25 protein-coding genes are annotated in these 24,252 nt (G+C 67.3%); 11 read left to right on the forward strand and 14 right to left on the reverse strand.

Features of this window, described 5'->3' with window-relative positions; genetic code table 11:
• The 5 genes from JGS39_RS05055 to JGS39_RS05075 form a co-directional block, all read left to right on the forward strand.
• On the forward strand, positions 1–1,179 hold a 1,179-nt coding region (locus JGS39_RS05055; RefSeq protein WP_236065693.1), incomplete at its 5' end, for a DUF3631 domain-containing protein.
• Positions 1,180–1,494: 315 nt separating this feature from the next.
• Positions 1,495–2,064 (forward strand): MobC family plasmid mobilization relaxosome protein, encoded by a 570-nt coding sequence (locus JGS39_RS05060; RefSeq protein WP_219567580.1) that lies wholly within the window; start codon positions 1,495–1,497, stop codon positions 2,062–2,064.
• A complete protein-coding gene (locus tag JGS39_RS05065) occupies positions 2,054–3,751 on the forward strand; it encodes a relaxase/mobilization nuclease domain-containing protein (RefSeq protein WP_219567505.1) in 1,698 nt (565 codons plus the stop codon). Before JGS39_RS05060 ends, JGS39_RS05065 begins: the two co-directional genes overlap by 11 nt.
• A gap of 193 nt (positions 3,752–3,944) precedes the next feature.
• Entirely contained in the window at positions 3,945–4,685 is a 741-nt protein-coding gene (locus JGS39_RS05070; protein ID WP_219567506.1) for a hypothetical protein, read from the forward strand.
• A gap of 126 nt (positions 4,686–4,811) precedes the next feature.
• Entirely contained in the window at positions 4,812–5,774 is a 963-nt protein-coding gene (locus tag JGS39_RS05075) for a reverse transcriptase family protein (protein WP_219567507.1), read from the forward strand.
• Between the two features lie 105 nt (positions 5,775–5,879).
• On the opposite strand, the gene hemC (JGS39_RS05080) is transcribed toward JGS39_RS05075, so the two are convergent.
• On the reverse strand, positions 5,880–6,794 hold the full coding sequence (gene hemC / locus JGS39_RS05080) for a hydroxymethylbilane synthase (protein ID WP_308120182.1): 915 nt from the start codon (positions 6,792–6,794) through the stop codon (positions 5,880–5,882).
• 98 nt (positions 6,795–6,892) lie between these two features.
• Between hemC (JGS39_RS05080) and hemC (JGS39_RS05085) the strand changes: the two genes are divergently transcribed.
• Complete coding sequence (gene hemC / locus JGS39_RS05085) at positions 6,893–7,825, forward strand: hydroxymethylbilane synthase (RefSeq protein WP_219567509.1); 933 nt, start codon at positions 6,893–6,895, stop codon at positions 7,823–7,825.
• Here hemC (JGS39_RS05085) and JGS39_RS05090 read toward each other — a convergent pair.
• The 5 genes from JGS39_RS05090 to JGS39_RS05105 all read right to left on the reverse strand — a co-directional run bounded on the left by JGS39_RS05090 (position 7,812) and on the right by JGS39_RS05105 (position 10,783).
• The gene (locus JGS39_RS05090; RefSeq protein ID WP_264302725.1) at positions 7,812–8,831 is read right to left on the reverse strand and encodes a porphobilinogen synthase; all 1,020 of its coding nucleotides are present in this window, start codon (positions 8,829–8,831) and stop codon (positions 7,812–7,814) included. The genes hemC (JGS39_RS05085) and JGS39_RS05090 overlap by 14 nt on opposite strands.
• 72 nt (positions 8,832–8,903) lie before the next feature.
• On the reverse strand, positions 8,904–9,239 hold the full coding sequence (locus JGS39_RS05095; RefSeq protein ID WP_219567511.1) for a DUF6082 family protein: 336 nt from the start codon (positions 9,237–9,239) through the stop codon (positions 8,904–8,906).
• The gene (locus JGS39_RS41395; protein WP_264302726.1) at positions 9,224–9,349 is read right to left on the reverse strand and encodes a hypothetical protein; all 126 of its coding nucleotides are present in this window, start codon (positions 9,347–9,349) and stop codon (positions 9,224–9,226) included. Before JGS39_RS41395 ends, JGS39_RS05095 begins: the two co-directional genes overlap by 16 nt.
• A gap of 430 nt (positions 9,350–9,779) precedes the next feature.
• Positions 9,780–10,310: a hypothetical protein gene (locus tag JGS39_RS05100; RefSeq protein ID WP_219567512.1), complete on the reverse strand. Its 531-nt coding sequence runs from the start codon at positions 10,308–10,310 to the stop codon at positions 9,780–9,782.
• Complete coding sequence (locus JGS39_RS05105) at positions 10,307–10,783, reverse strand: hypothetical protein (protein ID WP_219567513.1); 477 nt, start codon at positions 10,781–10,783, stop codon at positions 10,307–10,309. Before JGS39_RS05105 ends, JGS39_RS05100 begins: the two co-directional genes overlap by 4 nt.
• 125 nt (positions 10,784–10,908) lie before the next feature.
• Here JGS39_RS05105 and JGS39_RS05110 point away from each other — a divergent pair, with 125 nt between their 5' ends.
• The 3 genes from JGS39_RS05110 to JGS39_RS41615 all read left to right on the forward strand — a co-directional run bounded on the left by JGS39_RS05110 (position 10,909) and on the right by JGS39_RS41615 (position 13,719).
• Entirely contained in the window at positions 10,909–11,763 is an 855-nt protein-coding gene (locus JGS39_RS05110; protein WP_219567514.1) for a helix-turn-helix domain-containing protein, read from the forward strand.
• A complete protein-coding gene (locus JGS39_RS05115) occupies positions 11,760–11,942 on the forward strand; it encodes a DUF397 domain-containing protein (protein ID WP_219567515.1) in 183 nt (60 codons plus the stop codon). The genes JGS39_RS05110 and JGS39_RS05115 overlap by 4 nt, the downstream gene beginning before the upstream one ends.
• A gap of 868 nt (positions 11,943–12,810) precedes the next feature.
• The gene (locus JGS39_RS41615; RefSeq protein ID WP_219567516.1) at positions 12,811–13,719 is read left to right on the forward strand and encodes a GIY-YIG nuclease family protein; all 909 of its coding nucleotides are present in this window, start codon (positions 12,811–12,813) and stop codon (positions 13,717–13,719) included.
• A 299-nt stretch (positions 13,720–14,018) separates the two neighbouring features.
• Here JGS39_RS41615 and JGS39_RS05125 read toward each other — a convergent pair whose 3' ends face one another.
• Positions 14,019–14,471, reverse strand: coding sequence for a hypothetical protein (locus JGS39_RS05125; RefSeq protein ID WP_219567517.1), 453 nt, complete (start codon positions 14,469–14,471; stop codon positions 14,019–14,021).
• 82 nt (positions 14,472–14,553) lie between these two features.
• Here JGS39_RS05125 and JGS39_RS05130 point away from each other — a divergent pair, with 82 nt between their 5' ends.
• On the forward strand, positions 14,554–15,675 hold the full coding sequence (locus JGS39_RS05130; RefSeq protein WP_219567518.1) for a DUF4062 domain-containing protein: 1,122 nt from the start codon (positions 14,554–14,556) through the stop codon (positions 15,673–15,675).
• A gap of 371 nt (positions 15,676–16,046) precedes the next feature.
• On the opposite strand, the gene JGS39_RS05135 is transcribed toward JGS39_RS05130, so the two are convergent.
• Positions 16,047–17,153, reverse strand: a complete 1,107-nt coding sequence (locus tag JGS39_RS05135; protein ID WP_219567519.1) for a hypothetical protein — start codon at positions 17,151–17,153, stop codon at positions 16,047–16,049.
• 290 nt (positions 17,154–17,443) lie between these two features.
• Positions 17,444–18,916 carry an MFS transporter gene (locus tag JGS39_RS05140; protein WP_219567520.1) on the reverse strand — a complete coding sequence of 491 codons (1,473 nt, stop codon included), beginning with the start codon at positions 18,914–18,916 and terminating at the stop codon, positions 17,444–17,446.
• A 101-nt stretch (positions 18,917–19,017) separates the two neighbouring features.
• Between JGS39_RS05140 and JGS39_RS05145 the strand changes: the two genes are divergently transcribed.
• Entirely contained in the window at positions 19,018–19,638 is a 621-nt protein-coding gene (locus JGS39_RS05145; RefSeq protein ID WP_219567521.1) for a TetR/AcrR family transcriptional regulator, read from the forward strand.
• Positions 19,639–19,784: 146 nt separating this feature from the next.
• On the opposite strand, the gene JGS39_RS05150 is transcribed toward JGS39_RS05145, so the two are convergent.
• The 5 genes from JGS39_RS05150 to JGS39_RS05170 form a co-directional block, all read right to left on the reverse strand.
• Positions 19,785–20,399 carry a nucleotidyltransferase domain-containing protein gene (locus tag JGS39_RS05150; RefSeq protein ID WP_219567522.1) on the reverse strand — a complete coding sequence of 205 codons (615 nt, stop codon included), beginning with the start codon at positions 20,397–20,399 and terminating at the stop codon, positions 19,785–19,787.
• Positions 20,400–20,430: 31 nt separating this feature from the next.
• Entirely contained in the window at positions 20,431–21,363 is a 933-nt protein-coding gene (locus JGS39_RS05155) for an SDR family oxidoreductase (RefSeq protein ID WP_219567523.1), read from the reverse strand.
• A complete protein-coding gene (locus JGS39_RS05160) occupies positions 21,360–21,716 on the reverse strand; it encodes a DUF952 domain-containing protein (protein ID WP_219567524.1) in 357 nt (118 codons plus the stop codon). The genes JGS39_RS05155 and JGS39_RS05160 overlap by 4 nt, the downstream gene beginning before the upstream one ends.
• 9 nt (positions 21,717–21,725) lie before the next feature.
• Positions 21,726–23,045, reverse strand: a complete 1,320-nt coding sequence (locus tag JGS39_RS05165) for a choice-of-anchor A family protein (RefSeq protein ID WP_372456128.1) — start codon at positions 23,043–23,045, stop codon at positions 21,726–21,728.
• Positions 23,046–23,201: 156 nt separating this feature from the next.
• Positions 23,202–24,215: an NAD-dependent epimerase/dehydratase family protein gene (locus JGS39_RS05170; protein ID WP_219567525.1), complete on the reverse strand. Its 1,014-nt coding sequence runs from the start codon at positions 24,213–24,215 to the stop codon at positions 23,202–23,204.
• Positions 24,216–24,252 lie beyond the last annotated feature (37 nt).

Raw genomic sequence — 24,252 nt, forward strand, 5'->3', positions numbered from 1 at the left:
AGCGCGCTGCTGGACGATCTCCGCACGGCGATCGGGCGGTACGTGGTGCTGCCGAGCGACGAGGCCCTGACCGCCGTCACCCTCTGGGTCGCGGCCTCCCACATCCAGCCCGGCCTCCAGCACGCGCCACGGCTGGCGGTGGTCGGACCGACCAAGGGGTGCGGCAAGTCCCGTCTCCTGGACGTCCTCTACGAGACCGTCCACCAGCCGATGATGACGGTGAACACCTCCCCCGCCGTCGTCTTCCGCGTCATCGGCAAGAACCCGCCGACGCTGCTGGTGGACGAGGCCGACACCATCTTCGGCCCCAAGGCAGGCGACAAGGAGGACCTGCGCGGCCTGCTGAACGCCGGGCACCAGCGCAACCGGCCCGCCTGGCGGATCTCCGGGCCGGAGCACAAGCCAACCGCGTTCCCCACCTTCGCCATGGCGGCGCTGGCCGGCATCGGCGACCTGCCGGACACGATCATGGACCGCGCGATCGTCATCCGCATGCAGAAGCGCAAGCCGGGCGAGCGGATCACCCCGTTCCGATCGCGATACTCCGTACCGGAACTGCACGCGCTTCGCGACCGGCTGGCCGACTGGCTGGTCCCGCAGCGCGGCACCGTCGCGGGCGCGGTGCCGAAGATGCCCGTCGAGGACCGCGCCGCCGACACCTGGGAGCCGCTCGTCATCGTCGCCGACCTCGCCGGCGGGCACTGGCCCGCGCGGGCACGTGCCGCTTGCCTCGCGATGACGCGCAACGAGGTGGTCCAGGACGAGCAGACGACGCTGAAGACGCGGCTGCTGCGTGACATCCGCCGCGTCTTCAACCAGGAGGCCGGCAAGGAGGCCATGCGCAGCCAGGACCTGCTCGCGGTCCTCATCCAGGACGCCGAGGCCCCGTGGGCGGAGTACGGCACGAAGGGGCTGAACGCCTACCACCTGGCGAATCTGCTGCGCGACTTCGGTATCAGCCCGGCCAACTACCGATTCGAGAACGGCAGGCAGGCCAAGGCGTACGCCCGCAACCAGTTCGTGGACGCATGGGCCCGCTACTGCCCCGACCCCGCCCTGTCGGCACCCACCGCCGAGGTCCCGGCACATCCGACCCGGGGCAGGCCGCCCGCCCCTCCGTCCGGGACGCTGCCCACCGGCCCGCCGGGAGGGCCCGCAGGCCCCAGGCCCACTCGCTGACACCAGGTCCGCATCAATCCGTCGCATCCGTCCCCGCGCAGGTCAGCGCGGGGACGGATCTCCTCGGCGTTACGGATCACTCCGTACCTGCGGCCCGCTCCGTACCTGTGCTGACCAGCCACGCGACGGATGCGACGGATGCGACGACGGGCCACCCCACACGACTGACGGAGCACCACCATGCCCGAATCGAACGCCGACGACCCCACCTCCCGCCGACGCAGGAAGTTGTTCAGGCTCACCCGACGACCAGCAGCAAGCTGGAGCGAACGAGCCTCTAACGAGGCTTCGTCCGCGCTTGCCCCCGCCCCAGGGGTGGCGGAGGACAAGGCCGAGCGCCAGGGGGCGCCCGAGCCGAAGGAGGGGGCGGCCGAGGACTCTGGCCGGCCCGCAGCCGACTCCGCTCCTCCCCGTACGCCTACCGATGCCCAACCACTCGTCGAGCAGCCCTCCTGGCGGGATCTCGACGCCCCCGCCCTGCCCGCGCAGATGAACCGCAAGCGCACCGTGGAGAAGCGCGACCAGGAGAAGACCATTCGCTTTACACGCACCGCAGTCCAGGTGATCAGCGCCGCCGCTCACCAGCGCGGTCAGAGGTTCGCCGGATTCGTCGGAGACGCGGCCCTGGCTGTTGCGCAGGGCAAAGCGGAGATGGTCGGCAGTCCGGAGGACGATCCACTGCGCCCGCTGATCGAGGCCGTCGAGGCGCACACGGTCGCGCTGAACCGCATCGGCGGCAACCTCAACCAGATCACTGCCGCCATCAACCGAGGAACCGTGCCCGAGCGCGCCGAGGAGGTCCTCGACCGCGTCGAGCAAGCAGCACGGACCAGCTTCCACCTCATCGACCAGCTCCTGACAAACGGCACGGTTCATGGTTCCTGACGTCTCCACCGGCTCCGACAGCCGCGGACTGATCGCCTATCTCTTCGGCCCTGGGCGCCGCGACGAGCACACCAACCCCCACATCGTCGCCGCCTGGGACATGGCCGGCGCTCCCGACCCCGGCCGCGACCCGGCAGCCACCTACTCCCAGCTCGCCAGGCGACTCGACCACCACGTCGACCTCCGCACCCGCGAGCTGGGCGGCAAGAAGCCATCGCAGCACGTCTGGCACTGCCCAGTCCGCACCGCCCCCGGCGACCGCTACCTCACAGACACCGAGTGGGCCGAGGTCGCCCGCCGCGTCGTGCACGCCACGGGCATCGCCCCCGACGGCGACGAGAGGGCATGCCGATGGATCGCGGTACGCCACGCCGACGACCACATCCACATCATGGCCACCACCGTCCGCGCCGACGGGCGCCGCCCCCGCACCCACCAGGACGGCCGACGGGCGCAAGCGGAGTGCCGCAGGATCGAGACCGAGTTCGGCCTGCGCCGCCTGAAGTCCGGTGACATCACCGCGCCTCGCACCCCCACCGGTGCCGAACGCGCCAAGGCCGAGCGCCAGGGCCAGACCGTGACCGCACGACAGTGGCTGCGCGAGCGGGCGTACGCAGTCGCCGCCGCCGTACACACCGAGGCCGACTACTTCACCGTGCTGCAGTCCCTCGGCATCAAGGTCAAGACGCGCCTCGGCCCCGAGAGCGGCGACGTGATCGGCTACAGCCTTGCCGCACCCGGCGACACCAACAGCGCCGGCGAACCCGTCTGGTACGGCGGCTCGAAGCTCGCACCCGACCTCTCCATCAACCGCCTCCGCGAACGTCTCCCCGACCAGGAGACAGCCGACCGCCCCCGGTTCGCGGCAGACCCCGCCGAGCCGTGGCAGCACACCATCACCGCGATACAGACGGCGCACTCTGTCCTCGACTCCGACGACGATGCCGCCGCCCAAGGCCAGCTCGCCGCCTTCGGCGACGCCCTCTACAACATCGCCAGCGCCACACCCGGCCCACACCGCACAGAGCTACGCGCAGCGGCCACGGCGTTCAACCGCGCCCGCCGATCCGCCACCCGCGCCGACCACCAAGCAGCCCACGCCCTGCGCCAAGCCGCAAAGGAACTCGCCTACGCCTCCAACGAACCCGGCGGACTCGCTATCGCCCTGCTCTTCGCCACCGTGCACCTGGCCCGCGCCGCCGCCAAGTGGCACGAGCAGCGCGGCCACGAACAGCAAGCCGCAGCCGCCGACGAAGCCTTCCGCCACCTCCAGGCCGGCTACCAGCAGGTCGCCGCCCCTGTCCTGGCGGACTTGGCCCACCGCGCACCACGAGCCGCAACCGCCCGCCGCTACGAGCAAGACGTGCGCGCGACCCTCCCCGACCACGCCGACCGGATCCTCACCGACCCCACTTGGACCGCCCTGACCACAACCCTCGCTCACGCCGAGACCGCCGGCCACAACCCCCGACGCCTCCTGGCCGAAGTGGCCGCCCAGCGTGAGCTCGACAGCGCAGAGCACCCCGCCGAAGTCCTCAACTGGCGCATCACCGCTCAACCGAACCGGCGGACGAAGGCGGCCCGCAGCCGAAGCACGATCAGCGGAGCGCCGCCCATGTCCGCCACACCACATCCTCCAGCCACGCCGGTGGCCACGAGGCCAGAAGAGAACAGTCGGCACCGATGACGACCCGTAATTCGCACGTAGCTGCCGATGCGCCAGCTACGGAACCAGCAAGGCAGCCCACATCGCACTCTGTCGCTAGAAAATGTCCCGTATAGGCTATGGGTTCTCCAGTAAAGTTTAGGCTGTGCCACCGAGAAACGCCGAGCATGGCCTGATAAACGCCATTACCGCCGAAGCACGATAAAGCGGCGGCTTGGCGCGCCCTGCCGCAGGCCACATGAAAGGCTATTTAGTGAAAATATTTATGGATGAGTCAGGCAACGGAAACATCTCCCAGCCATTGATTGTCGGCGCGGTTGAGCTGGGTGAGGACGCAGAAGATGTTGAGGCGAGAATTCGCGATTTGTACAAACGCCTAGACGCAAGGAGTAGCTTGACCGGACTTGGCAGTTTCGAAGAATTCCGCAAGGATGGTTTTCACAGTTCGAACGATCCGGTAGAGATTTCTGTTCCGTTCCTAGAACTGATGCGGTCCACCTTCTTCAGGACGTACATGGTCGTCACGAACCGAACACGCGTCCCTGGCGACACGGAATCCGAACGAATCGAGTTCATGTATGTAAAGCTGTTGAGTGATCTATTGATTCGGCATCGCAATGAATCCGAGGTGCTTTGCCACATAGAACAGAGCGAAGAGATGGCGTCGATCATTGGCCGACTTCCGAATGGCGTCACCAGGCAAGCCCACAAAACAATCGGCAAAACAGCGCCGCTGCCGAAATTGAAACTCTCAATGGTCGCAAAGCGGGATTACATGTCTACCGCCATCATCGACTATGTCATGGCAGCCGTGAGTAGATGGCTCCAAGCCGACCGCACCTTGGACCCGAGAAGCAGGCATTCCAGGGGATTCCGCGAGATCGAGCCGTCCATCTCTATGCTCTATTCGTTCGAGCACGGCCGCATTTCCAGCCGAAAGGATCCGCTTCATTAATATGTGGTATACTCGCGCCCGAGGTAGGGCCTCAGTCAACGTTGTGCGCGAGTTCGCGTGCGTTGCGTGATAGTCCTTGCATGGGAGTGTGGCCCTACCTCCTGACGCGTCACCGCAGGGGGACCAGTGGCTTTTTCGGTTGATCACCTGGCGGAGCAAGCCTTCCTGTCGGTCAAGGATCTCGAATGGCTATCCGCGCACCTTCCTGCCGGTGAAGGAACCTTCTATGTCCAGCGGAGGCATCGCAAGAAGCACGGCGGGATACGAGAAGTTTTCGAGTTGAAGCCGCCATTCGATACCGTTAGCAAAAATTTGCATCGGAGCTTCACGAGCCGGTTCTCGTATGAAGCACCTGCCCATGTTCACGGGTTCGTTCGCGGACGTTCCACGATCAGCAATGCCAGTCAGCATCTTGCAAAGAGGTGCGTCTTGCGTATGGATCTTGAGGACTTCTTTCCGTCCATTGGTGCAGCAGCGATACATGATTTGCTTCGAGAGCAAGGGTACGAAGAGAAGGCTGCGGAACTTGCCGTCAATCTCGTTACTATCGGCGGTAAGCTGCCAATCGGACTGAGTACGTCACCCCTCCTGTCTAATCTTGCTTTCCTGAGCACGGACCGCTCCCTTGCTGAGTATGCTCGATCGGAGGGCCTTTCTTTTACGCGCTACGTGGACGATCTGACATTCTCTGGAGATGTCACTGACCGCCACTCGATGGATATCGCTCGTATCCTCGACGACGCTGGCTGGTCGGTAAACACACGCAAGACTGTCTTCATGCGCCGCGGTGGTCCACAATACGTTACCGGTTTGTATGTCGGTGAATCGAGCGGGCCACGGATTCCACGCAAGGTAAAGCGCAAGATGCGATGGATCTTGCACGTCATATCGAAATTCGGTTACGCCGCCTACATGACCGATTTCGGCGGCGAGGGCGACGAGATGTTTCGGCGCCGCCTGTTGGGCTGGGCGTGCTATATCGCCGCAGTCGAGCCAGACGTGGGCTACCCACTACTGCGAGCTTTCGATGAACTGGTTGATGAAGAGGATCTAGAAGGGGATGAAGAGGGTCTATACGACCTGCCCTAAGAGCTCGTAACACGATCATGCTTGGCCGAGATGTTTCCGCTGGCCTCTGACTTGCGCTCGTTGGCGGCCCGGACAGGGTAGTGTCCGGGCCGCCAAGTACTGCCCTCAAGACCTCGCGATCACGGCCTGGGCTCCGAGCCGCGTCAGCTCGTGGCTGACGGCCAGGGCCGCCTTCCTGGCGTCGCTGCTGGTGCGGCGAACATCGACCGAAGAACCGCCGTCAGCCGTGAAGGTTCTGGCGCGGACTGTGTAGGTGGTGGCGTCCGGTCCCCGGTTCGTTCGGCAGTACCCCGCCAGTGGGGCATTGCAGAAGCCGGCCAGCCGACGGAGTACCAGACGCTCGGCTTCCGCCTCCGTGGCGGTAGCCGGGTCGTGGAGGAAGTTGATGGCCTCGCTCGTGGCCTTGTCGTCCTCGCGTGTCTGGAAGGCGATGATCGCAGCAGCGAGCGGGGGGCAGATCGCCTCCGGGCTGATCCGTTCGGTGATCAGGTGACGCAGGCCGAGGCGCTCCATGGAGCATGTGGCGACGATCAGCGCGTCAATCCGGCTGTCGGGCTCGTGCAGCGCTCGGAGGCGTTCGTCCACCGGCCCACGTATCGGAACGACGTTGATGTCCGGGCGATGGATGCGCAGTGCGGCGGTCCGGCGCAAGGACGCGGTGGCTACATTCGCCCCAGCGGGGAGGGTGGCCAGCGTGAGACCGGGATCGCGGGCGACCAGGCAGTCCCGGATGTCGTCGCGCCGCAGGTAGGCGGACATTGTCAGGCCGGGAGTGTCGATGGTCGGCGCGTCCTTGAGGCAGTGAACAGCGACGTCGATTTCGCCCGTCAGCAGGGCGGATTCGATCTCTTCAGAGAAAACGCCGTCCGCCTCCAGTGCGGCTCGATCCACCGACCGATCTCCACCCGCTTCGGTAAAGGGGCGCAGGATGGTGGGGCCGGCGGCGGAGAGAGCGGATAAGACCGGGGCCGTCTGCATGAGAGACATCTTCGAGGCGCGGGCGCCCACGCGAAGGGCCACAAGTTTCTCCTTTAGTGACAAAGTGTCGGAATCTGCATGGTTCTGGTGCAAGTACGATTGCGAGCCAACGGGACTGCTATCGCGGGGAGTTGACCTGAATGGGCGACGTGGTGCGCATCGGCTCCAGAGCTAGCAAGCTGGCGAGGACGCAGGTCAGCGAATGGCTGGCACCTCTGGCCGGGCAGTTCCCGGAAGTCACCTTCAAGCGCGAGGTCATCCTCGAAGGCGGCGACCAGGACCGCGTCACGCCCACGCTCGCGGAGGTCGCCAAGACGGCCGGCGGGTCTGCCTTTTCCACCAACCAAGAGGCAGCCTTGGTCACGGGGAAAGTCGACGTGATCGTGCACTCCTTGAAGGACCTCCCTACGGCCGTTACCGAAGGAACGACCCTGCTGACCACGCCAGGCCCGCGTGAAGACGTACGCGACGTGCTCTGCGGGGCGACCCTGGCCGGTCTCCCAGAAGGGGCGACTGTGGGCACAGGGGCGCCCCGCCGCGTGGCTCAGCTCCTCGCGCTCCGCCCCGACCTCAACGTCGTGCCGATCCGGGGAAACGTGCCAGGGCGGCTTGCCCGAACCACCAAGGGCTCGCTCGATGCGGTGGTTCTCGCCGCTGCCGGGCTGAATCGACTCGGGCTAACGCTCGAGATCCACGAGGTTCTGGACCCGCGTCTGTTCCTCCCGTCACCGGGGCAAGGGGCACTCGGAATCCAGGTCCGTACAGACTCGCTGGCCGCACGACTGCTCGCTGCGACCGGGGACAGCTACGTTGATGCTTGCGTACGGGCGGAGCGCGCCTTGCTTGCCGATCTGCATGGCGGATGCTCCGTCCCCGTCGGCGCGTGGGGGCGGGTGGAGCAGGACGGACTGCTGCACTTGTCGGCCGCCGTAACGTCCACCGATGGGACTCAGCAGGTAACCGCGGAAGCCACTGGGCCGGCGGACGAGCCGGAGAAGCTTGGCTTCACTGTTGCGGCAGACCTGCTGAACCAGGGCGCCGCCGACATCCTCTCGGCGATCAGGAGCCTTTGAGCCTGCGCGCGATTTCCATCGCACCGTACGTAATGATCCGATCGGCGCCGGCCCGCTTGAGGACGGTGTACGCCTCGACCAGGCCGCTCACGTCGAGTGCCCCGTCCGGCTGGCGGTCCGTGAGGCGCAGGTACTCTCCCGACACGGAGAACGGAACCACGGGTACGGGGACCTTGTCCTTGAGCCGTACGAGGGTGTCGACGGTGTGCAGCGCAGGTTCCGTAAGGATCATGTCCGCGCCCTCACGAACCATCTCAAGGGCGAAGTGCACAGCCGCCTCCGGCTGCCGCGGACTGATCTGGAAAGCCCGCATCCCGGACTGAGGTGTGGCCCCCATCGTTGCCCGGTAGCCCTGGTAGAGCCCGGACTCGAAGATGAGGTGCGGCATGATCGCCACCTCACGGTGCCCGGAACCGTCCAGAGCTTCGCGGACGGCCTGGACCGAGCCCGGAATCATCGCCGCGGGCCCAACGATGTCGGCGCCGGCCTCGGCCTGCATCACTGCCTGTGCCGCCAAGACCTCGGTGGTCCTCACGAGGTCCATGCCGCCGTCGCGCTCGTTGGCGAGCCAGCACTCCCCCGAGTCGGTGTGGGAGCACACGCACGTCTCGGTCATGACCGCGAGCCCAGGCGCGGACTTCTTCACGGCCGCGATCGTACGGGCCATGAGCCCCGTGGGAGAGGTGGCCTGCGAGGCGTGGCCGTCCCGGAGACGCGAACCCGCGAACACCTTGACGGACCGCATGCCCAGATCCTCGATCATCTGCGCGTCTTCGACGGCCTCTCCCACCGTGCGCGTGGGCATTGAGCTGGCTGGCCTGTCGTCGCCCTCGCGCATCAGGAAGACCATCGTGAGGTCTTGGGGGGTGAGTCCCGGCCCACCGAGATAGTTCCGGACCGATAAGCGTGGGGTGCGCAATGCTCCTCCTATGGCCTGCGGGGTGTGCGGTGAAATGGGAGGGCCAGTGGTCAGGGCCCCCACCAGGTCATGTGGTTCGAATGACATCGGCGCTCTTCTGGCTTGGGCGAACCCGTCCGGCCGCGATCGTCACGCAGCAGCTGGGCGGGAGATTGAGGGTCAGGCCGCGTCGGCGCGGGCTTCCTGATACGCCTCGTTCATGAGGCTGTTGAAGGCCGCGTCGTGCTTGTCGCGCGCCGTGAGGCGGCGATGGTCGCGAGCCTGTTCCCAGAACTGGCGGCCTACAGGGCTCCTCATGAACTCAGCCGCCACCTGACGCATGCTGTTGGGCGGCATGAAACGCAGACGGAGCATCGTGCTCCAGAGGCTGACCCACCTGTTGGTGTGAATGAGCCGCGCACGAGTCGGGTCGTCCAGATCTTCCAGGTCGGGGTAGTTCGTGATCTGGTTGAACTCCGGGTTTGCGGCCGTGTCCCGGATCAGCTCGCCATGCATCTGCGCCAGCCGAGCTGCCGCACGTCGCGGTGGTGCCTGGCCGTGAGCACCAGGTGCGCAGCACCGACAGTCGTACCCAGGGCCAGGGCGAGGGGAATGGTGGACTTCATTCGTTCTTCCTTCGTGATTGGAGCGGGTGTCGGGGCCTCGGCCCGATCCGTCTGCTGCGTGGAGGAGGGGGCGATCAGAGCGGGCCGAGGGCCGACTACCGCCTCCGGGGAGAGCTGTGCTCTCACCGGGACGGAGTCTTAACTTCGTCGGGCAGGACGCATCACGTCGAAGGTTCTGGGGAGCTTCCAGACGCCCGGCAGGCCGTTGATCACGGCAGCCCTTCCGCCGCGCTCGGTGCGCCGGAGATCCCGGATCGTTCGCCACGCACCCTCGCAGCGGACGAGGTCGCTGGTACGAACCTGCGCAGGGGCCACGGTGACAGTCGTAAGCACATGAGTGCCGCTCATCGGCTTACCCAGATTCCGGCGACGAGCAGAACCGTGAGGCCCGCCAGAACGCTGAGGTGGATCCACTCGGGCGCCTGCCGGCTCACAGGGGCACCTCAGCGACGAGGGCATGGACACGCGTGGCCAGCTCGATGTCCGCCTGAGCCAACGGCACCCACGTCTGAGGGGCGCCCGGAGCAAAGTGGCAGAGGCTGGCGTGCGTGCGAAACAGATAACGGGCCGCGACCCGCATACGCTCACCGTCTTGAGCATCTGCGCGAGCCGCGTGAAGTTGAACCGGGTCTTCGCAACCCGGCTGAGTCCACAACTCATGAACTCCAAGGGCTCGCGCCAGCATCGAGGCCGCTTCAGCGAGGGTGTCCCACCCATCCTCGAACCGAGCCTCGGGAATCCTTACGGCGCCGTGCCCGGTCCCCAGCACCAGCACCTCTTGGCGCTCGTTGAAGACGATCGGGCTCGCCGTCACGATCGGGCACGTACCCCGGTGGTGGCAGGCCCCCGCCTTCGCGTGCTGGGAGAGCGTCTGCCACAACGGGGCGAGCGTCAAGGATTCCCCGGGGCGACGGTGCATGTAGTCGCTGACCGCGCGCGCCACGGCGGCCGTCCCGATCACTGGTGCCCTCCCGCCGAACGGTTCAGCCACTGCTGAGCACGCCGCATCTCCAGGACGGTAGGAACCCGGTAGGTGCCCCTGGGCCCTCCACTGCCTGGAGCTACCGTCGGCGCTTCCCTCGGCTCTTGACCCTCGCCGAGCCTCCGGTCGGTGTACTGGGCAACGTGCCGCCGCAGAACGCGGCCCAGCGCCCGCATGCGCGTCCACGTACGCCAGGCAACGTCATCCCCGGCGAGTACTTCCTCCAGGAGCGGGAGGATCTCCTGGCGCTGCGCGTCGGCCTCCTCCCGGTCCTCGGGAAGACCGGCCTCAAAGAAGCAGCGGATCTGCTCCACCAGAAGCACGACCTGCACTTGCATCGCGGGGAGTGTGGTGGTCCCGAGCTGGAGACGCAGCGTCTCGTCAGCGAGGGTGATCGCGGCTGCGGGATTCAGAGCTGGCGCCTGTTGGGCTTCGTTCGGGGGGTGCGACATAGCTGCTCCTGGCTTCTCCTGTGTCCCGGCGATCCGTTGCCTTCCTTCGGCCCTCCCAACATGCCGCCAGTAGCCCTACGATCACTAGGAGTTGAGTATCGGGCGGCGATCGGGATATCCGGCATATGACAAAGACGAGGGATGTAGACCCAAGCCAGGGGCTGGAGCAGTACATCGGCAGGATGGTTCAGGACGCCCGCCTGAGGCGGCAGCAGGAGGCCAAGGAGAAGGGTGACTTCAACGATGCACCCTGGAGCCAGGCATTCGTCGCCAAGCGCACGTACACGTCGCAGAGCCGGATCTCCGAGGTCGAGACGGGCGAGGTCCCGCCCGACACCGACCTGGCGCAGAAGCTCGAAGGAACCCTGGGCCTCGACCCTGATTCCCTCGTCAACCTGGTTCGCATCCTGAACCAGGAGAACGTCAACGACTACGCCAGGCCCTACATCCGTCGCCTCCCCGAGGCAACGATGCTCTACGACTTCGGCCTGATAGTCCCTGGCCTTCTCCAGACACCCGGGTACGCCCGAGCCCTGGTACTGGCCGGACAAGCCGGCGATCCCCGGCGCATCCAGCACATCGTGGATCAGCGCATGGAACGCGCTCGCCGCGTGCTGAGCGGAGAGCATCAGCCGTGGCTGACGGCGATCATCTACGAGGCCGTACTTCACTGCGACATGGGGGAACCCGAGGTCGCCCGCGAGCAGCTCGAGCACCTGCTGAAGGCGCAGGAACAGCCGAACATCAGCGTTCGGGTTCTGCCGTTCACGGCCGCCATCGTCAGCGGATCGTTCACCCTCCTCACCCTCAACAGCGGCCGGCGGGCCACGTACACAGAAGGCTTCGGAACGGGTAGCTACTCTGAGGAAACAGCGACGGTCATGCAGTACCAGCGGGTCTATGATCGCCTTGCCGAGGAGGCGTTGAGCGCCCGTGACTCCACCGGCCGAATCCACGAAGTACTGAAGAGGTTCAAGTGAGCGAGCAGCCGACCTACCGCAAGTCCTCCTACAGCGGCTCCAGCAACGACGCGTGCGTGGAGGTCGCGGACAACCTGCCTCAGGTCATGGTCCGCGACTCCAAGCACAAGGACGAGATCGGTCCGGAGCTGAACGCCTCCCGGCCGGCCTGGACGGCCTTCATCAGCTCGATGAAGTAACGCCAAGAGCGCCCCGACGGCCCCCTCTGCGCGAGCGGGCTTTCTGCCGCGCCCGACAAGCGTACGGGAGCCCCACACCATGAAGGTGTCGGTGTGTCTCCTCTAGCTCCGGAAGTGCAGTGCAAGCTCCACTCATGAGGGCAAGCGGCGCATGGAGACGGGCTACGGGGCCGCCCACGAAGCCCCCATGGCCACACCGCCGGTGGTGCGCACCCCGCCTGCTCAGCGTTGAGCCTCTTGCAGCCTCGCTACCGCGTCCGACTAGTCGAAGGCCCCCTACGTACAGGGCTCGGCCACGTCAACGGTCAGACTGAGGAGCCCTTCTCCAGATCATCCATGCCCGTGCCTGCGCGGCCGGGCCGTTGGCAGGCGCGGCTTCCAACAGTGACCCGGCGCCGTCGCCGAGTACGCCAACTAGAGCTCGCTTTGGCCGAGACTTTGCTCCTCGACCCACGCCAGGTGAAGGCCCTCCGTGTCACTCAGTACCCCAACTTCGAAGCCCGAGTGCCCATCCAACGTCAACGCGACCGCCACCTGCGACCAGTAACACACCAACATCCGCCCCACCCACGGATCCGAGAAGGCAGCGCCTCGGCACTTTGCCATCCAGAGCGGGCTACCTCAGAACGACTGTCCCTTCCAGCGAAGGGAGCCAGGTAAGCCGTACGGAGAACAAGCCACCCGACAAATCCCGAACCACTCCTACGTCATTTGTCTAGGTGCGCTCGCTACCCTGACGCGCCCTCCCGGTTACACCGCCGCGGTCTCGCACGCACCCCCACCAATGTCAGTGCAGCGTGGCAGGATCGACCATCAGCGTGCCCGTGCACCCTTCTTCGTACAAGGTGGCACCCCCAGGAGGAGCTTCGTGTCCAGCCCGAACACTGCACCCCAGGAGAATGGAAACCTAGGTGAGAAATTCCTCGGCTTTCTCGCAGCAATCATTATCGTCATCACCGCGATCCTCGAAGGATCGCTCATGGTCCCCCGCATTGGCAAGTTCGGAACCGGAACAATTGACGTCGTATCCCTGAACGGGCAATGCGTCTTCCTCGTCATCGCATGGCTGGGACTACTTGCCCACGAGTTTATTTACCGCCACGAGGAATACTGGCGGAAGAAGACACGCAAATGGGCATGGGGTATTCAAATCTTCACTCTCGCCCTGTGCGCAGGAGTAAATTGGGAGAGCGGTCCCTGGGCCCCCCTGGTTGCACTCTTTCTCGTCATTATGACCATGATCATCTGGGATGCCTACCTGAAGGTCCTGGCCCTGCACCCTGAGGACCAACAGATCCTAGACCGGATCATCGAGCAGGATCGCCAGCACAAACGGGAGCGATGGGAGCACGAACAGCGACGCCAACGAGCAAGCCGCCTAGCAAAGGCCGCCGCTCTCTACGGCAACGACCTGCAAATCAATCCGGACGATCTGGATAACCCAATGCCATCCGACCTCTCATGGAAAATCCCAGCACGAAAGCATCCCCCACTGGTCTACTTCATTCGAAACGGAAATCGCGTCAAGATCGGCACGACTACTGGACTGCGTCGCCGAATTAGCGACCTGGCATTGCGACAGGAAAACGTACTTCTACTCAAGCCTGGCGGCCGGAATCTAGAGAAGGAGCTGCATCAGAGATTCGCAAGACTCCGTGATGGCAACACGGAATGGTTTCGCCTCAACGGAGAGCTACGTGAGTACGTGATGGTGCAAATTACCGAAGCATTGAAAGAAGGCGAGCGAAACTCTCTCGATCGACTCAATGACAAATAGGATTCCTTGAAGTCTTCGTGAGCACACCCCCCAATGCGCGCGAGATACGCGATTGCACGGTTGGCCCTACCTCGCTAGCACTCGGAGGTTCGCAGGGTGGACGCTGGCGCCACCCCCAAGGAATTCGCGGAGACCACGCCAGCGCCCTCCATCGTTATCTCTAGGGTGGTCCGGAGGTCCCCCTCGACGGCTGGGTGTATGCGCACCGAATGCCCCTACCTGAAACGGTCGTCAACGCCTCACCGGAAACGCTCAGGGGCCAGCAAGCGAGCTTCGACCACTAACCATCCAGACGAATGTCAGGCCACAGCCAGACACACACTGAAGAGGCATAGCCCGTATACGGCGATGGCAAGGTGAAGAATCACCCACAGGCGATGAAGGCGAATGCGATGCAGTCGAGGAAAGCGACGATAGTGATCGTTTCTCGCACGCATCAGTCCTTCATTGGAGCCCAGCACACCCAACTCCACCAGGTCCTTAGTCAAAGCCCGCGCTTGAGAAAGGTGATAGGAGGCCCGTTCGAAGTACTTGGAGACCGCCAACGCCCCATACCCTCCGGCCATCGCCACGAAAATACACAGGGGCATGACGTACGTCGAAAACTTCTGCTGGACAATGAGAGCGCTCAAGGCAGCCGTGATGACGAGAAGGAGATTGGTCAACGTCGAACGTTGCGTCTCACACTGTCGTAGCTGCTCCCGGTGCTCCTTCCAGTAGGCGCGTATCGCCTCTTCTGACACTTCAGCCATGAAATGACCCCCACATAATCCCAGACACTCGCCGGTCATCCGGTTCGCTTCCCTGAACCCCTAGCAGTGGAGACACCGTAGCGTGAAAATCTTCATCAGCAGCGTCCGCAAGGGACTGGAAGAGGAGCGCGACGCGCTTCCTGGCATCATTCGCGCGATAGGGCACACCCCGGTCCTGTTCGAGGACTTCTCCGCGCAGACCACACCCAGCCGACAGGCGTGTCTGGCAGCTCTCGATTCAGCGGATGTCTGCATCTTCCTGCTCGGACCGTCCTACGGACACGTATTCTCCGAGACAGGACAATCAGCAACACACGATGAGTGGGTGGTAGCCAAGACGGCAGGCAAGCCGCGCTGGGTCTATCGCAAGCTAGGGGTCACGTTCGAGGACACCCAGCAGAAATTCGCCCGAACCGTAGAGGCTTACGCCACGGGCGTGTTCCGTGACTCGTTCCACGACACCGCCGAGCTGATGACCAAAGTAGTGGGCAAGATCAAGGAACTAGAATCAGACCGGTCTCCGCTGTCCTTCGCACCCCTGCCGCAGCCCGTACCTCTGCGTTGGAGCCTCGACCAGGTCAGTGTCGCAGGCAGCGCCAACCTCCCCCTGCTGGAACTGCACGTCTTCCCGGTGGGGTTCGCCGGCTACTCGGCAAGGGCGCTGGAGGAGGTGGGCGACTCGCTGGCGGACCGCATACGTCGGAGCGGGGCAGTCAAGAACGACGTTGCCCTGATGTCATCCGGCTCCCAAGAGCATGTAAGCGTCAGCATCCCCCTCAGCAAGCCCCGTACGTGGGATTCCCCTCGGCCTGGGGAGCTGATCGAAGTTCGCTTGCACAAGTCTGGCCAAGTCTCCCTGCGGGCCACGCTCCCCCGAGACGGCCTGGGCTCCATCCTCGACCAGGACTCGCTGCCCCAGCAAGTAACCTCTCTGCTGAGGTTCAATGGCGCATTGGACCTAATCCAGCATGAACGCATCATCGTGGCGATCGGTGTGTCAGACCCTAATCTGACCCAAGTCGACAGATTTAACCCACATCAATCACGTACGCGCGCGGAACTAAGCGCCTACTCTCGTTCTTTCACGCTGCAGACCGAGCCGGATGAGTCCACCAGCTTGGCCGCGCTGGACACGGGTGCCGAGGAAGTCGCTGGCATCCTGTCGCGAGCCCTGATCAAACGGCACCCCTCACTCTCCCGATAGTCCATCTCTTTCGACTATGACAGGCGACCACAGCGGGCTCGTAAAACTCCTCAACCGCCGCGTACCAGTCCGCACACAGTCCGCAGGACACCCCGTCAGGACCGTCGTACCCCATCGCCAGCCATCAGTAAAAGACCAGGTCAGCGGCCTGCAGGGAAGATCCATGCAGGCCACCGACCCGGCCCATTACTAGGAGACCAAGAAGGCCTGATCTCCGGTTGGGCCGTCCGACCCGCGACACCGCGGGTCGCGTTGCCCGTACCTGACCGCACCCGGACCGCGGGGCGCCGAACGGCGTCCGTCGCGGGCCGGGTGCGGTCTTGTTTCTCCCCGCCACGGATACGCGTGGACGTGCCGCGGGTCGCACCCTCCTAGAAGAGGACAGTCGAGGTGCCGTGCGTGAGGTTCTCGAGGATCGCGCGCAGCCACGGGCCGCGTGCGGCCGGCAGCCGGACCAGGGTGTGCTCGAACGTTCCCCGGTCGGCGCGGAACAGCTGGTTGGGAAGCATGGGGAGCGGGTCGTCGCGGAGTACGTCCCAGGGTATGCGGCCCGACGCGGGAACCGGCAGGAACGGCTGGGGCGAGACCAGCCACAGCCACACGCCCAGGGGCAGGGGCACCAGATACGCCGAGGCGGCCGGGCCCTCAGGAGTCCAGGTCAACCCGGTCTGCGGGTGGATGGGTACGAGGAGGATGCCGGCATCCACGTCGGCGGAAGGCCGTCCCGGTCCGGCCAGGACGGCGCGCCGCTTCGGGGTGCCCGCGGGCAGCAGGGTGTCGAGCGCGCGCTGGAACACGTCCGCGGCGGCACCGTCGGGGACCGTCACCGGCTGCCCCCGGGAGGCCACCAGCAGGTGGGCGAGCGCATGGCCGGCTGCCGCCTCCCACCGCGGGCTCCACGACCAGTAGTGGCTCGGCCCCAACGGCCCTCCCCACGTGGCGATCGGCTCGAACAGGGGTATCTCCTCCCCCTGCTCCGCCAGTTCCGCCCAGGAGAGGGGCGCAGCGCGGGTTCCGTCGACGGGGATGCGGTGCACGGCGTCCGAGCCGAGACGTACCGCCTGCCAGAGCGAGCAGTCGTCGACCCTGGTCGCCACGGGGAGATCACATGTCTCGCAGGCCATGTTGGGTCCGTCTGCTCCATCGAGGCCGCAGCACGCGCCACCGCGCCGCTCAGGGATCAGCCGGGTGCCACGGATATCACCGGGCGCGATGACACTCGCCCCGGGCGTGCCGTCGGACAGGGCGCGGACCGGCGCGCAGATGCCGCGTGCCTCCGCCTCGCCCGGACCGGTCTCGTCCCGCATCCGCCACGGCCCGCCCCAGGGGTCAGGGTCCACGGCAAACGTCCCTGCCTGCATGAGCACCGGGAGCTGTGCCCCGTTCCCGTACTTCTGACGGGCGTGGACCGGCAATGCGACCTGGGACAACGGGGCGGTCAGCTCGGAACCGCATCCCGCACACGCGAATACGAACAAGCGTCCTCCACCTGGGAAACAGACGCATTTTCGCAGCTCGCCGACGGCCGGCCAACCTGATTACGCGGGCATGGTCCCGGCCACCCCCAATGCCGCACTCCTGCCGCAACGGCTCACCGCTTCGAGTGCCCGGCCCACCCGTTTCGTTCCTCCGCCGGGACGCGTCGCGGGGAGCCGGCGCACGGATCCGACCACGCTCTGCCGGGTCGCGGACGACCGGAGACGCGGGGCCGTGAGGGCCCCGCGTCTCCGGTCGGCGGTCGTCTGCGTACAGTGCGCGCTCCGCACCGTCACCCCTGGTCCGCGCCGCCCCTCGCGCCGCGGGGGCGGAGGAACGCCCCGGCCAGCAGAGCTCCCGCCAGGACGAGGGCGGAGTTGACCAGGATCGCGAGCGACACCCCGGACAGGACGGTCTGCGGGTCGCCGTCGCCGAGGCCGGACATCCGGGCCGTGGCGATGGCGCTCATGATCGGGATGCCCATGGTGATGCCGACCTGCTGGGTCATCGTGGCGAGGCCGGTGGCCAGGCCCTGTTCGTCGTCGGGGAGGCCGGAGGTGGCGGTGACCATGAAGCCGACGATCATCAGCATGTTGCCGATCCCGCCGATGAACGTGGCGGCCAGCAGGAGCCAGATCCAGGCGCCGGAGGTGCCGAGCGCCACCAGGGAGAGCGTGGCGACGGCCTGGATGATGCCACCGGTCACGATGGTCGTCCGGTTGCCGAAGCGGCCGACGGCGCGGCCGCCGAGCGTGCCGCCGATCACCGTGCCGATGCCCAGGACACCGAAGGCGAGGCCCGTCGCCAGCGGCGAGTAGCCGAGGACTTCCTGGAGGTAGAGCGTCAGCAGGAAGACCAGCGAGGTCTCGGTGACGAAGGCGATCAGACCGGTGGCGTTGCCCCAGATGACGCTGCGGCGCTTGAGGATGCGTACGGGGACGAGCGGTGCGGCGGACCTCTTCTCGACGAACCAGAAGGCGATGAGCAGCGCGGCGCCGGCGAGCAGGGCGGTCAGGGTGGTGGGCGCGGTCCAGCCGGTCGCGCCGGCCTGGGTCAGCCCGTAGACCAGGAGCAGCAGTCCACCGGTGACGGTCGCGGCTCCGGGGATGTCGAGCCGGGGGCGGCCCGCCGGGCGGGAGTCGGTGATGACGGACGGGGCGAGGGCGACGACGAGGGCCGCGACGGGGACGTTGACGAAGAAGGCCCAGCGCCAGGAGAGCAGGTCGGTGAGGAGTCCGCCGAGGATCGCGCCGGCGGTGAAGCCCGCGGACATCAGGGCGCCGTTGAGGCCGAGGGCGCGTTCGCGCAGCGGACCCTCCTTGAACGCGGTGGTCAGCAGGGCGAGTCCGGCCGGGGTGACGGCCGCCGTGGCGAGGCCCTGGAGGACCCGGGCGGTGAGGAGGACCTCGGGCGAGGTCGCCAGTCCGCCGAGCGCCGAGGAGAGGCCGAGCACGGCCATGCCGCCCACGAAGAGGCGCTTGCGGCCCACGAGGTCGGCGATGCGGCCGAACAGGAGGGTGAATCCGGCGGCGGCCAGGGCGAAGGAGGTGGCGATCCACTGAAGGTTCGGGAGCGAGAAGCCGAGTCCTTCGCCGACGACGGGCAGGGCGACGTTCAGGATCGAGAAGTCCACGGCGATCATGAACTGGGCGCCGAGAAGGAGGGTGAGGACGAGCTTCTGCCGCCCGGTCATGCGGGGAGTCGCCGGCGGGGCCACGGCGGGAGCGGTCGCGCCGCGTTGCTGGATCTGGCTGGGTGCGGACATGGTCGTCCTTCCTCGGACGGGAGTTTTAACGGGTCTGTGGTTCCGTTAAGATGGGATGACCGTAGCAGAGGAACGGCCATTAATGGAACTGGAGACCCGTTATGACATCCGAGAGTGCGGAGAACGTGGAGCCCGGCACGGTCCGGCCCGGCGGGCGTACCGCCCGGGTCCGTGAATCCGTCCTGCTCGCGGCAGGTGACGCGCTGGCGGAGCACGGCTTCGACCGGCTCGACCTCGCCGATGTCGCACGCCGCGCGGAGGTGGGCAAGACGACCGTCTACCGGCGCTGGTCCACCACGACCGGTCTGATCGCGGACCTGCTCGACGACATGGCCGAACAGTCCTCACCGCGGACCCGGACCGGCTCACTGGCCGAGGACCTCAGGGCCAACGCCCGGCTCGTGCTGTCGACGCTCACCGATCCACGCCAGGGCGCCCTGTTCCGGTCCGTGATCGCCGCGGCGACCTGCGACGCGCGAACGGCGCAGGCCCTGCACCGGTTCTACGCGGTCCGCATCAAGGAGTGGGCAGGGTGCGTCACCGAGGCCGTCGAGCGCGGCGAGCTTCCCGCCGGCACCGACCCGGACGAGGTGATCCGCGCCGTGTCGGCCCCTCTCTACTACCGCCTGCTGGCCAGCGGCGACCCGATCGACGAGGCCGCCGCCGACCGCGCAGCCGAGGCCGCGGTCGTGGCGGCGAAGGCGGGTACGTTCGTGAGGTGAGTGCGGTACGCACGTGAGTGGGTGCGGCGCGGTACGTACGGGGCGGTGAGTGCGGTACGTACGTGAGTGGGTGCGGCGCGGTACGTACGGGGCGGTGAGCGCGGCGCGGTACGTGAGGTGTGGGTACGTACGTGAGGTGTGTGCGGTCAGTTCGCCCGCAAACGGGCCGCCCAGGGGTGGCCGGCGCCCTCGGCCAGGGTGATCGTCTCCGTCAGCCAGGCGCGCCCGTCCTCACCGAGAACGGGCAGGGCGGCCTCGAAGTCCTGCTCGTCCTTGGGCCGCCGGGACCTGGCCTTGTAGAGGAGCTGGACCTCCGGCGCGAGGTAGGGCACGCCGTCGTCCCAGACCCTGCCGAGCCGCTCCAGCGGGAGGCGGATCCGTGGGTCGCGGCGGAACACCCAGTCACCGTCCTCCGCGTCGTCGAGCATGAACTGCACCCGCCACGGTTCGCCCGGGCCCGGCCGGCACCAGATGTCGTGGACCTGCGGCGGGAGGATCTCACCGGGGAGCCAGGGGCGCAGGGTGCCGGGCGGATCGGCGGCCCACCACTGCCCGTCCGGCAGGACCCGCTGGACGGCGAGCTGGTCGCGGCGCAGCAGCAGTACGTCGATGTCACCGTGGTCCCGGAAGGCGCGGCCCACCGCCAGTTCGACCGCGTACCCGCCCGCGATCCACCACGGCGTACGCAGCGGGGCGAGCAGGTGTACGGCGTCGGCGAGTGACATCGGCTCCCAGGGGCCCCAGGGTGTTTCCGTGCGCATCGGGTTCCCGTCGGATCGTCGGCCCGGCCGCTCAGTTGCCGGTGAGGAGGTGGCGGTAGCTCTCCGGGTGCTCGCGGAGGTACGTGGCCAGGTTCATGGGCGGCCGGCCCGTGAGAGTGGCCACGGCATCGGAGACGGTGGCCATCTCCCCGGCCGCGATGGCTTCGTACGAGGTCACCCAGCCGGCCACCTCCCAGTCCGGTGCCCCGTAGCCGGACCGTGAGGCGTAGGCCTCCTCCCGGGTCTCCGGCACATAGGTGACGGTCCGTCCGGTGACCCGGCCCAGCTCCTCGGCGGCCTCGGCGAGAGTGAACGCCTCGGGCCCGGTGAGGTCGTACGTCACCCCGTCGTGCGTCGGGCCCGTGGGGTCGGTGCCGGACAGGAGGACGGCGGTCGCCGCGTCGGCGATGTCCTCGTGGGCCACCGCGGCGACCCTGCCGTCGCCGGCCGGTCCGCGCAGCACGCCGTCGCTGCCGGTCATCGCCGGGAGGCCGGCCAGATACCAGCTGTCGCGCAGGAAGGTGTGCCGGACGCCGGAGACCCGGATATGCGCCTCGGTGTCCCAGTGGTCCCGGGCGAAGGTGAACGTCGCGTCCGGTGCGGCGCCGAGGAAGGAGACGTACACGATCCGTTCGACGCCTGCCGCGACCGCCGCGTCCACGGCCGTGGTGTGCTCGTGCACGCGGTCCGGGCTCTCGTGCGCCGAGACGAGGAACAGGGTGTGTGCTCCGGCCAGGGCGCGGCGCATGGCCTCGCCGTCCCCGTACGGGGCGGGCGGCGCGGTGTCGGCGCCGGGCAGTTCGGGCAGCCGGGACGGGTCGCGGCCGAGGAGCCGTACGGGGACGCCCGCCCGGGTCAGCCGCTTCGCGACCCGGCCGCCGAGTGCGCCGCTCGCTCCGGTGACGGCGGTGAGGGGGCCGTTCGTGACGCCTTCGGAATCCTGCGTGGGGTCTGTGGGGCTCATGAGGGGTTGCCTTTCTTGTACGGCCAGGGGCGCACCTCCACGACCGCCTCGACCGGAACCGGTCCGTAGATGTGCGGGAACTCCTCGCCACCGGGGTCGAGCGACTCGTACCGCACGGGCACGGGGAGCCGTTCGGTGTCGATGACGAGCACCACCAGGTCCTGGTCACCGGCTCCGGCCCGGCTCCCGGCGCCGTACAGCAGCTCGGCCACGGCGGCGAGCTGGTGGGGCAGCGAACAGTGGATGAAGCCCTCTTCGTGCAGGGTGCGGCCGCGGGTGGACATCTCGTACGTCCCGGTCCCGCGGGCCGCCTCCCACAACGGGCGTTCGGTCAGGTGCAGCAGTTCGGCCATGGGCCCAAACTAGCCGCGCCGGCGCGTCCTTCGGGCGATGAGCGTGGCCGCCGAACCGGCGACGAGCAGGGCGGCCGCGATTCCGCCGATCACCCACTCACCGCCGCGCGCACCCGTGTCCGGAAGCTGTCCGCCGTGATGGGGCGGCCCGGGCCGCCCGCTGTCCGTCGGGGTGGGCTGCGGGGCCGGCGTCGACTCCGAGGGGGACGGCCCGGGGCTGTCGGATGGCGTGGGCGTCGGCGTGGGTGTGGGCGAGTCCGTCGGCGTGGGTGTGGGCGAGTCCGTCGGGGTCGGTGACGGCGACGGCTCCTCCCCGCAGTCCGGCAGATCACCGTCGAACGGGTAGGCGTGCAGTTCCTGGCCGCCCGACTCCCCTTCCGACGTGTGGGTCAGCGAACCGGCGCTGTAGAAGCGGCCGTTGGTGCCGCTGATCGCGACCGTAGCCAGGCTGGACTGCTGGCCGATCAGTACGCTGCCCTGGAACTGACCGGTGCCCTTCAGCCCGATCGTGGTGGCGTCCGGGAAGTTCCACATCAGGTGCTCGCGGAGTCCGGACTGCGGCAGCGAGCCCATGTAGGTGCTGATGTTGCGGGTGGTGCCGTAGACGTTGACCAGCACGGTCGCGCCGTCCGGAACGGCACGGAAGACGATGCCCTCCTGACCGCCCGCCTCCGTCATCAGGTCGGCGTCCACCGCGAAGACCTGGAGGGCGGAGGTGCCGTCGCCGGTGAAGTAGGTCTCGTCCCCGTCCTTCTGCACCGTTCCGTTGGCCGGGCGCCGGTGGTCCTCGTTGTCGTCGTACGCGTAGCAGTGGCTGGCCGCCGTCAGCTGGTCGCGCAGCGCGGTGTACGGATCGGTGGCGTCGGGGTCGAGGACCGGGTCGGGGATCACCGTCCCGCTGAGGTCCTGGGCGTGGCGCACCACGCCATGGTTGGCGCCTTCCTCGGCCAGGAGGCGCTGCTCGCTCGCGACGCTCAGATCGCCGCCGACCGTCAGGTAGTCGGAGCCGTCGGGCGGCGGCACCCGCGAGCCACCGCCCGCGACGCCGACGTTGTAGATCTGTGAGACGCCCGCCCGTTTGTTCATGTCGAACTGCCCAAGGGTGACGATCTTGCCCTCGGCCTCCGCTGCGGCTTGCCTGACCAGGTAGTCGCCGCCGACGAAGATGTTGATGTTGCTGTCGTGATGGATGACCGGATCATTGTTCGGGTCCGGCCAGATGGGAGGGCAGTCGCCCCCCAGGCACGGGCCGAGTCCGCCGGGCAGCGGATCGGCGGCGGCGGCGGGAGCGAAAGCCCCCACCATGACCGCCGCCGCTGCCACCGTCACCGCCGCGCGGTGGTTTTTACCGCTTCTACGCTTTTTGGTTCCCATATAGCGCAATATGCAGCTTATGGGGCACTTAGGCGGCTTGCCACGCCGGGCAGTCGCCTTCGTCCGCCGACTGCCCTCGGGCTGCTGCCGCCGTCGCGGTGGCTGCCGCCGTCAGCCTGCCAGCAGCTTCGCCTCGGTCACCGGGTCGACGCCCTTCAGCGGACGGTCGGCGCGCTGCGGCGCCGTACCGCCGATGGCACACAGCCAGGCCCAGGTGTCGGCGACCGTCTCCTCGACCGGCCTGCAGTGCAGGCCGGTTGCGTACGCCCTGCTGACATCGCCCTGGTGGAGGGTGTCGTACAGCTCCCCCGGCGGCAGCCAGACCGGCAGGTCCGTCCAGGGCTCGACGCCCGCCGCGAGAATCCGCTCGGCATCGGTCCAGCGCAGCTCGGCGTCGGAACCGGTGGTCCGCACACATGCGTTCAGCAGCCCGCCCATCGTCGTGTGGCCGGAACGGCTGACCAGGTTGTACGGGCCGTGCAGGCCCTTCCCGGAGGCGTCCAGCAGCCATTCCGCGAGGTCGCGGACGTCGATGTACTGCAGGTCCAGGTCCGGTGTGCCGGGCGCGAGCACGGGGCCGCCGCGGGCTATCCGCGTCAGCCACCACGGCAGCCTGCCGACGTTCTCCCAGGGGCCGATGATCAGCCCCGCGCGGGCCATCAGCGCCCGGTCCCCGAAGGCGTCCTGCACGGCCAGTTCACCGCCCAGCTTGGCCTGCGCGTACGGGACGTCGCCGTCGGCGTCCGGCGAGGCGCCCTCCACGAGCGGACCGTCCTCGGGCAGGCCCGCCGGTGCCGGGTAGTCGTACACCGACCGGCTGGAGACGTACGCGTAGTGCGCGGCGCGGCCGGACAGCAGCCGGGCCGCGTCCCGTACGGCCGAGGGCGCACCGCTCCAGGTGTCGACGACCAGGTCCCAGGTGTACGTCCCGTCGCCCGGCTCGGCGACCCCGGCGAGCGCCGCGAGGCCGTTCTCCTCGGTGCGGTCGCCGAGCAGTTCGGCGACGCCGGGCGGCGGTGCGTGGCGTCCGCGATGGAACACCGTGATCTCCCAGCCGCGCGCGAGCGCGGCCTCCGTGACGGCCCTGCCGACAAATTCCGTACCACCCAGGATCAGAAGCCTCATGCCCCGACTCTGCCCGCCCGCGCCCCGGTCCGGAACG

Source organism: Streptomyces poriferorum (assembly GCF_019399235.1).
Taxonomy (GTDB): Bacteria; Actinomycetota; Actinomycetes; order Streptomycetales; family Streptomycetaceae; genus Streptomyces; species Streptomyces poriferorum.

Coding starts and splice junctions, on each gene's coding strand:
- JGS39_RS05065 (WP_219567505.1), top strand. CDS start 2,054: ATGGTTCCTGACGTCTCCACCGGCTCCGACAGCCGCGGACTGATCGCC.
- hemC (WP_219567509.1), top strand. CDS start 6,893: ATGGGCGACGTGGTGCGCATCGGCTCCAGAGCTAGCAAGCTGGCGAGG.
- JGS39_RS05090 (WP_264302725.1), bottom strand. CDS start 8,831: ATGTCATTCGAACCACATGACCTGGTGGGGGCCCTGACCACTGGCCCT.
- JGS39_RS05095 (WP_219567511.1), bottom strand. CDS start 9,239: ATGCATGGCGAGCTGATCCGGGACACGGCCGCAAACCCGGAGTTCAAC.
- JGS39_RS41395 (WP_264302726.1), bottom strand. CDS start 9,349: ATGAAGTCCACCATTCCCCTCGCCCTGGCCCTGGGTACGACTGTCGGT.
- JGS39_RS05105 (WP_219567513.1), bottom strand. CDS start 10,783: ATGTCGCACCCCCCGAACGAAGCCCAACAGGCGCCAGCTCTGAATCCC.
- JGS39_RS05110 (WP_219567514.1), top strand. CDS start 10,909: ATGACAAAGACGAGGGATGTAGACCCAAGCCAGGGGCTGGAGCAGTAC.
- JGS39_RS05125 (WP_219567517.1), bottom strand. CDS start 14,471: ATGGCTGAAGTGTCAGAAGAGGCGATACGCGCCTACTGGAAGGAGCAC.
- JGS39_RS05140 (WP_219567520.1), bottom strand. CDS start 18,916: ATGTCCGCACCCAGCCAGATCCAGCAACGCGGCGCGACCGCTCCCGCC.
- JGS39_RS05145 (WP_219567521.1), top strand. CDS start 19,018: ATGACATCCGAGAGTGCGGAGAACGTGGAGCCCGGCACGGTCCGGCCC.
- JGS39_RS05150 (WP_219567522.1), bottom strand. CDS start 20,399: ATGCGCACGGAAACACCCTGGGGCCCCTGGGAGCCGATGTCACTCGCC.
- JGS39_RS05155 (WP_219567523.1), bottom strand. CDS start 21,363: ATGAGCCCCACAGACCCCACGCAGGATTCCGAAGGCGTCACGAACGGC.
- JGS39_RS05160 (WP_219567524.1), bottom strand. CDS start 21,716: ATGGCCGAACTGCTGCACCTGACCGAACGCCCGTTGTGGGAGGCGGCC.
- JGS39_RS05170 (WP_219567525.1), bottom strand. CDS start 24,215: ATGAGGCTTCTGATCCTGGGTGGTACGGAATTTGTCGGCAGGGCCGTC.